Origin of the sequence: Synechococcus sp. R6-10, assembly GCF_047461815.1 — a bacterium.
Taxonomy (GTDB): domain Bacteria; phylum Cyanobacteriota; class Cyanobacteriia; order Thermostichales; family Thermostichaceae; genus Thermostichus.
In genome coordinates this window covers 1-7,288 of the sequence record NZ_JANSHW010000361.1, presented here as the reverse complement: position 1 = coordinate 7,288, position 7,288 = coordinate 1, and the positions used below count along the sequence as shown (strand labels likewise).

General features: G+C 59.9%; 9 protein-coding genes. 3 read left to right on the top strand and 6 right to left on the bottom strand.

Going from position 1 to position 7,288, the window contains the following annotated elements; translation table 11 throughout:
- Window positions 1-822 (top strand): hemolysin family protein (locus NW837_RS10365; protein ID WP_414331289.1); only part of this gene is annotated, 822 nt, incomplete at its 5' end.
- A 35-nt stretch (window positions 823-857) separates the two neighbouring features.
- On the opposite strand, the gene NW837_RS10360 is transcribed toward NW837_RS10365, so the two are convergent.
- The 3 genes from NW837_RS10360 to NW837_RS10350 are packed head-to-tail and all read right to left on the bottom strand — an operon-like array spanning window position 858 to window position 3,489.
- The gene (locus tag NW837_RS10360) at window positions 858-1,175 is read right to left on the bottom strand and encodes a hypothetical protein (RefSeq protein ID WP_011433986.1); all 318 of its coding nucleotides are present in this window, start codon (window positions 1,173-1,175) and stop codon (window positions 858-860) included.
- A gap of 15 nt (window positions 1,176-1,190) precedes the next feature.
- Window positions 1,191-1,496: a DUF4126 family protein gene (locus tag NW837_RS10355; RefSeq protein ID WP_414331286.1), complete on the bottom strand. Its 306-nt coding sequence runs from the start codon at window positions 1,494-1,496 to the stop codon at window positions 1,191-1,193.
- A 4-nt stretch (window positions 1,497-1,500) separates the two neighbouring features.
- Window positions 1,501-3,489, bottom strand: coding sequence for an ATP-binding protein (locus NW837_RS10350; protein WP_414331293.1), 1,989 nt, complete (start codon window positions 3,487-3,489; stop codon window positions 1,501-1,503).
- A gap of 363 nt (window positions 3,490-3,852) precedes the next feature.
- On the opposite strand from NW837_RS10350, the gene NW837_RS10345 reads away from it, so the two are divergent.
- Window positions 3,853-4,830, top strand: coding sequence for a deoxyhypusine synthase family protein (locus tag NW837_RS10345; protein WP_414331283.1), 978 nt, complete (start codon window positions 3,853-3,855; stop codon window positions 4,828-4,830).
- A gap of 10 nt (window positions 4,831-4,840) precedes the next feature.
- On the opposite strand, the gene NW837_RS10340 is transcribed toward NW837_RS10345, so the two are convergent.
- Genes NW837_RS10340 through NW837_RS10330 form a run of 3 tightly spaced genes read right to left on the bottom strand, consistent with a single transcriptional unit; the run spans window position 4,841 to window position 6,880 of the window.
- Complete coding sequence (locus NW837_RS10340; protein WP_414331281.1) at window positions 4,841-5,407, bottom strand: ankyrin repeat domain-containing protein; 567 nt, start codon at window positions 5,405-5,407, stop codon at window positions 4,841-4,843.
- A gap of 4 nt (window positions 5,408-5,411) precedes the next feature.
- A complete protein-coding gene (locus NW837_RS10335; protein WP_414331279.1) occupies window positions 5,412-6,230 on the bottom strand; it encodes an MBL fold metallo-hydrolase in 819 nt (272 codons plus the stop codon).
- Window positions 6,227-6,880, bottom strand: coding sequence for an anthranilate synthase component II (locus NW837_RS10330; RefSeq protein ID WP_414331291.1), 654 nt, complete (start codon window positions 6,878-6,880; stop codon window positions 6,227-6,229). The genes NW837_RS10335 and NW837_RS10330 overlap by 4 nt, the downstream gene beginning before the upstream one ends.
- A 195-nt stretch (window positions 6,881-7,075) precedes the next feature.
- Between NW837_RS10330 and NW837_RS10325 the strand changes: the two genes are divergently transcribed.
- Window positions 7,076-7,288 (top strand): DEAD/DEAH box helicase (locus NW837_RS10325; protein WP_414331278.1); only part of this gene is annotated, 213 nt, incomplete at its 3' end.

Below are 7,288 nucleotides of genomic sequence, written 5' to 3'. Positions count from 1 at the left end.
GCTCTGGCCACAACCCTCTCTATTGAACTGTTGGGAACCCAGATTGGAGCTTTGGCCGCCACCGTGCCTACCACGATTGTGGTGCTCCTCTTTGGAGAAGTAGCCCCAAAGTCTTTAGCGGTGAGCCATCCGCTAGGGGTATTCCGCTGGGTGGTGCGGCCCGTCCACATCCTATCGCTGCTGTTGCGCCCTTTTAGCGACGCTTTTGAGTGGGTTGTCAGCAGGCTCTTCAACCTATTGGAGTTCTCCCCGCTGACGGCCACCGCTTCTCTCAAGGATTTGGAGCTGTTGATCGATGTGTTGGGGCAGCGGGGGCTGCTGGATTGGCAAAAACGGCGGCTGTTCCGTGGGGCCTTGGCTTTGGACTTGCTGCAGGCGCGGGACGTGGCCAAGCCCAGAGTTAAAATGGAGACCATCTCCCACGACAAAACACTGCAGGATGTGGTGAAGCTCTGTTTGGAAACGGGCTACTCGCGCATCCCCGTGCAGGGAGAATCCAAGGACGAGATCGTCGGCATCATCCACCTCAAGCAAGCCCTGCGCCATCTGGATCAAAAAGGCAATGCCGAAGTGACCCAGGCGATGGCACCGCCTTTTTTTGTGCCGGACACCAAGCGGGTCAGCTTGTTGCTCAAGGAAATGCTGCGCTCTCGCCAACACCTGGGGATTGTGGTGGATGAGTTCGGCGGCACCACCGGCCTGATCACGCTGGAGGACATTTTGGAGGAGCTGGTGGGCGATATTTACGACGAGAGCGATCTCTCCCCCCTGCTGCTGCGGCGGCAGCGGCGACCAGGTGGAGCTTCTACCTCCCCTGGCTGAGAACAGGAGCAAGGGGATCATCCCCTCTCTAAGTCCTAACTGGCTCTGGAGGGATCCGTCTCCGCGGCTGTTGGGTTTTCGTGCGCGCCGGGAGTGAGCTCCCCAAAGCCGGCCTCGACGGGATAGCGGGCCACAAAAAAGATCCAGAAGCTGTGGATCCCTAGCCCCAAAGCCCACCAGCCCAACAGGGGCACCAGCCACGGCCAATCCGCGCGGTACAGTTGCTGAAAAAACACCAGCCCAGACCCGCTACAGAGGAAAACAGACAGGTGGGCGGCATAGGTATAGCGATCATCCAGCTTGCGAAATTCGGGATCCCGACGGGAGGGCTTCCGGGGCCAGCGAGGCGGCATGGCAAAACCATCCAGTTAAAACCTTCTCCAGTGTAGAACAGCCGTCGGCGGGGATCCCTGAGACTTGGGAGCGGCATTTCTGCTGCGGAACCCCAGTTTCAACGCCCGTTTGCCCAGCCAGTACACCAGCAAACCCATCAGCAGCACTGCCAGCCAAGGGGCCAGCACCGCCACCACCGCCAGCAGGAGAGAAGTGACGTTTTCGCCGGTGGCCAACAGCGGGTTGCCCAGCCCCCCTGTGTGGTGGTAGAGGTCACCAGTGTGGCACAAAAATGCGAAACTGAGGCCCAACCCCCAAAAAATGGCCGGTATGCCCTTCATATCCTCAGCGTTGATGGGAGTGCTCCCGCCAAGCGCAACTGGGGGGATCCGTCTCGGCTGGCTGAACCTCGAACTCCAGCGGTCCCTCTTCAGTGTACAGGTGCAGGTCGAACCAGAAGGTGGATCCCTGTTCTAGCTTGCTCTCCAGGCAGATGCGGGTTCGATGTTTCTCCAGGATGTTGCGCACGATGGCCAACCCCAGGCCGGTGCCCTCTAGGGTGTGGACCCGGTTCTCGACACGGAAAAAGCGGTCGAAAATCCGCTCCTGATCTTCTGGGGCAATGCCAATGCCTGTATCGGCCACCGCCACCCGCACTGCCTGCGGGGATCCATCCGCCTGAACCACCAGGTGGGCATGTACCGTCACCAGGCCCCCTGAGGGGGTGAACTTGAGGGCATTGCCCAGGAGATTGGTCATCACCTGCAGCAGCAGATCGTAGTTGCCCCAGACCAGCGGCAGATCCGGATCGACGAACTTGCGCAGCTGGATCCCTTTGTCGCGGGCCTGCAGGTGATGGGTGCGCAGCGTTTGCTCGATCACCGCCGAGATATCGACGCCCTCAAAGTGGTACTGCTTGCCCGATTCCAGACGAGACAAATCCAAAACATCGTTGACCAGGCGGGTGAGGCGATCGGTTTCGCGGTTGGCAATTTCCAGGTAGTCCAGCCGCTCCGCCGAGGACATCTGCTCGCCGTACTCGTAGAGGGTCTCGATAAAAGACTTGATGCTGAAGAGGGGGGTGCGCAGCTCGTGGCTGATGTTGCTGATGAATTGAGCCTTGGCTTCGTTGAGCTCTGCCTCGCGGGTGATGTCCTGCACCGTCATCACGATCCCCTTGAGATTTTGCCGCCGCGGATCCGACACCGGCGAAAGCAGGATGCGGATAACACGCTTGGTGGGGCCGGTGAGGTTGACGCGAACTTCCTCTGCTTCTTGATCCCCGCGGGCAATTTGCATCAGGGGGCGGGCCAGTTGCTGCTGCAGATCCTCCGGCAACAGCTCCGGCAGGGGTTTGCCCAAAACGGGATCCCCTTCCCAGCCAAACATGCGGGAGGCGGCAGGGTTGAGCAGCAGCACCCGCAACTCGGCATCCAGCAAAATGGCGGCATCGACGATGGAGAAGACCAAGGTCTCCAACTTGGCTTTGGCGGCAGCCAGTTCTTCGATGTTCTGTTCTTCGTAGCTTTGCAGCCGCTCCGCCATCTCGTTAAAGCTGTCGATGAGCTGGGCCAGCTCGCCCCCGAAGGGCAGGTCGATGCGCTGCTTGAAGTTACCTTTGGTGATCTCCTGGACACCTTTGACCAGCTCTTTGATGGGATAGGTGATGGTGAGGGCATTGACCACCGCTCCCAGGATGGCCAAGACCCACACCGCCAAAAACACCCCAATCGAGACCTCCCGCGCCAGCTGGGTGGAGCGCACCAGGGCGGGATTGGGATTGATGCCCAAGCCGAGGGTGCCCAAAAAGCGGCCCTGATGGTAGATGCCGACGAAAATATCCGTCACCCGCCCAGCAGGGGTAAGGTGGGTGCGCACCAGCGGTTGGCCCTCAGCAGGAGGACGGTTGTCCGGCAGTTGCATGCGACGGGTAAGGCTGAGGGAGGTTTTCACCTCCTGATTGGAGAACGGGATCCCGTAGTAGATGTTTCCTTCGGGATCGGCGTAGAGCAAATAGCGGATGCTGCTGGTGCTCTCAAAGTACTGGCGGGACAGTTGGGCGACTTCGCCAATGCGATCTTCCGCAATTAGAGGGGCAACATTGGCCGCCAAAAGCAACCCCAGATCCCGGCCAAAGCGGGCCTCGTTGAAGCGGGCATCCTGCTGCACAGTGCTGACGGCCCAGAAGGTAAAACTGCTCACCACCAAGGAGACCACCAGCGTGGCCACAAAGAGCAGCTGGGTCTCCAGGCGCAGCTTTTGTTTCCAGCGCGCCCACCAGCGCTGCAGGGATCCCATAGAGATCCCGGTCGTTGTTGGCACTGACATGTCCACAGCGCCAGGCAATGGCTCGGCAGGAGAAGAAGCCAGCTCAGGAGATTGGACTTCGGCAATGGGCTCGGCTGGCTCGACAGTGCTGACAGGAGGCATGAACCCAACGTGAACAGATAGCGTGAACGGATATAGGGCGGTGATTCGCCACCATTCTGACATGGGCAGGCGATCCCTTTGTCTCAGCCAAGGCCGGGTGAGAACCGGTATGGGATCCCGGCTTCGCAACGCAACCTGCTCCAGCCGACCTGCAGGGGAATGGTTGCCAATACCGATAAAGGTATCCCCAAGCAAAGCTTGTCAGCGCCCCTAAAGTTGATAGACTGGAAAATCGTGCTTCACCAGGTCAGAGTGACCGGAAAAATCGTGACCAACAGCCCCGTCAGCCAATTTATCCAACATCATTTTCGCCACTTCAACGCAGCCGCGCTGCTGGATGCAGCCAAAGGTTATTGTGCTCACCTGGAAAAGGGCGGCAAGATGATGGTGACCTTGGCCGGTGCCATGAGCACAGCAGAGCTGGGCCTTTCCCTAGCTGAGATGATCCGGCAGGGTAAGGTTCACGCCATCTCCTGCACCGGCGCCAACCTGGAAGAGGACATCTTCAACCTCATCGCCCACGACTTCTACGAGCGCGTGCCCCACTATCGCGATCTCAGCCCGCAGCAGGAGCAGGAACTGCTGGAGCGGCACATGAATCGGGTAACCGATACCTGCATTCCCGAAGAGGAGGCGATGCGGCGCTTGGAAAAAGCCCTTTTGGAAGAGTGGATCGGCGCCGATCAGGCGGGCGAGCGCTATTTTCCCCATGAGTTTCTCTACCGGATTCTGCGCAGTGGCCGGCTGGAGCCCTACTACCAGATCAATCCGCGGGACTCTTGGGTTTACGCCGCTATGGAGGCCAACTTGCCCATCTATGTGCCGGGATGGGAGGACTCCACCACCGGCAACATGTATGCCGCCCACTGCATCACGGGTGAGATCCGCAATGTACACACCGTCCGCACAGGGATCGAGTACATGATCCACCTGGCGGATTGGTACCTGCGCACCTCGGCGGAATCCTCCATCGGCTTCTTTCAAATTGGCGGCGGCATAGCCGGGGATTTCCCCATCTGTGTGGTACCCATGCTCCATCAAGACCTGGGCCGCCAGGGCGTGCCCATGTGGGGCTATTTCTGCCAGATCAGCGACTCCACCACCAGCTACGGCTCCTATTCGGGAGCAGTGCCCAATGAGAAGATCACCTGGGGCAAATTGGGGATCGACACCCCCAAATTTGTCATCGAGTCGGATGCCACCATCGTGGCGCCTTTGATCTTCGCCTCGGTGCTGGGGTGGTAGAGAAGCGGAATCAATCCATATGCCCGTCAGCGGATGCCGAGCGGGGCCAGCGGGACAAAAGGATCGCAGCTTCCCAGCGGCGCAGATCCTGGGCGATGCGCAGGGGCGTGAGGCCGTAGCCGTCCGGCTCGTCGATCTCGGAGCCATGTTCCAGCAGCAGCCGAACGACCTCGGGGTTGCCGGACCAAGCGGCAAAATGTAGGGGAAGGCCACCGGCACCAAAGCGAGCGTTCACCTCCGCCCCTCCCTGGAGCAGGGCTTTCGTAACCTCAGGGTTGCCCAGGCGAGCCGCTTGGTGCAGTGGGCTGGCTCCCCCATAGTCCGGTCGATTGGGATCCGCCCCCGCTGCCAGCAAAAGACGGGCGTTGAGGCCGCTCTCCACGAAAAACAGGGCTGTCTTGCCCCGCTCATCGACAGCGTTGGCGTCTTTCCCCAGCCAGAGAGCCAGTTGCAGCCGCAGCGGGTTGGCTTGGGCCAAGGCTTGTGGATCTTCTGGTAGGGAGTATCCATAGAATCCCAGACCCCCCACTAGCAGGGATCCCAGTCCGACAGCGATTTTTAGGACCTGACCTCGCATAGCCCTATTCCTCAAAGAAAAGGATGGCGAGCCCCTGCCTGGGCAGAGCCTGGGCCGAGAGCAGCAACGGGTTGCTGAGGGCAGGTTGCGGGGCAGCAGCGGGGAAGAGACGCAAAAACTCCTGCAGCGGCAGCAGCTCGCATTGGGATTCCTCGGCGGCGGCCGTGCGATACATGGTGGGGATGACCAGCTTGGGCTGCAGCGCCTCAATGGCCGCCTTGGCCCCGGCAGGATCGTAATTTTTCGGCCCACCCCCCACTGGCACCAGCAACAGGTCGGGACGAGCAAGCAGGATGGACTGCTCCCGCGTAATTGGCTGCAGCGCCCCTCCCAAATGGACAATGTCGATCCCAGCCATGCGCCAGCGCCAACCCACGTTTACGCCAAAGCGAGGGCCACGGGGCATGCGTACTCCTTGCACCCGGATCCCGTCAATCAGATAGTCTCCCGGCTGAAACAGCACCTTGGGGTTGCCGGGCACCACATCCAAAGCACCCTCATCCAACAAGCGGCTGCTGAGCAACACCAGATCGGCAGCAACTCGTGGGGCAGGATAGCCAGCCGTACAGCCCGCCGGCCGAAACGGGTTGACCAGAAACCGTCGGCCCTCCCCCTCGAACAAAACACAACTGTGGTGCAGCCAAGTCAGTTGCAGCCCCTGCGAGCTGGAGCCGGGAGTGAACTCTATAGACCCTGGGGTTGTTGGCGTTTCCGAACCTTGTGCCGGCGCTGTCTGAGCGCCCGCTTTGCGCCCTCTGGCCAGGTTCACGGCCATCGATCCCAGCAGCCCAGCGCTGGCTTGCAGAAGCTGGCGACGCTTCATGGAGTGGGGATCCCCGATGTAACAACGGCAACAGTTTCTTGAGGTTTCTGCGAAATATTGGGCTGAGCAGCAGTTGAGGCTTTGGCGCTGCGCAGGAAGTTGCTCAACAAGCGCTTGCCCTCTGCAGTCAAGATGCTCTCCGGGTGGAACTGCACGCCCTGAACGTGGGGATAGCGGCGGTGGCGTACCCCCATGATGATCCCATCGCTGGTTTGGGCCGTCACCTCCAGCTCGTCAGGACACGTAGAAGGCTCGATCACCAAGCTGTGGTAGCGGGTGGCCGTGAAAGGCTGGCTCAACCCCTCAAACACCCCCACCCCTCGATGGTAAATGAGCGAGGTTTTGCCATGCATCAGCTCAGGTGCGCGCACGATCTGACCACCGTAGACCTGGCCAATGCACTGGTGCCCCAGACAAACCCCCAAAATCGGCAGCTCTGGCCCCAGCTCCCGAATCAACTCCAGGGAGATCCCGGCATCTTCCGGCCGCCCTGGCCCAGGAGAGATAACTACAGCTTGCGGCTGCATTCGGCGCAGGTCGTCAACGGAGAGCTGGTCATTGCGAAAAACCTGAAGCTGAGCTCCCAACTCCCCCAGGTACTGCACCAAGTTGTAGGTAAAGCTGTCGTAGTTGTCGATGACGACCAGCACGATAGCATCCGGCAACGGCACCCCATTTTAGCACTTGCTTGAGCTGCTGTTCTTGATCCAAAGAAGCAGAGTAACTGGCGCTTTTTGCAGGGGAGCAGTCGACGCCCCAAGAAAGCTTGTATCCTAGAAGGTACAACCCACAGGAAGCAGTGAATTGGGCGGGTTTCCAGGTTTCCCAATGTTGATTTGGATCCCATGAGTGCGCTTCTCTCCCCGGCAACCGATTTGCTGGACGAGTTGCGGCAGCTTTTCCCCTTCGAGCTGGACGACTTCCAGATCCGAGCCATTCAGGTTCTGGCTGCTGGGGAATCGGTGGTGGTCTGTGCTCCCACGGGATCCGGCAAGACCCTGATCGGAGAGTATGCCATCTATCGGGCCCTATCCCAGGGCAAGCGGGTTTTCTATACA

Coding starts and splice junctions, on each gene's coding strand:
- NW837_RS10360 (WP_011433986.1), bottom strand. CDS start 1,175: ATGCCGCCTCGCTGGCCCCGGAAGCCCTCCCGTCGGGATCCCGAATTT.
- NW837_RS10355 (WP_414331286.1), bottom strand. CDS start 1,496: ATGAAGGGCATACCGGCCATTTTTTGGGGGTTGGGCCTCAGTTTCGCA.
- NW837_RS10340 (WP_414331281.1), bottom strand. CDS start 5,407: ATGCGAGGTCAGGTCCTAAAAATCGCTGTCGGACTGGGATCCCTGCTA.
- NW837_RS10335 (WP_414331279.1), bottom strand. CDS start 6,230: ATGAAGCGTCGCCAGCTTCTGCAAGCCAGCGCTGGGCTGCTGGGATCG.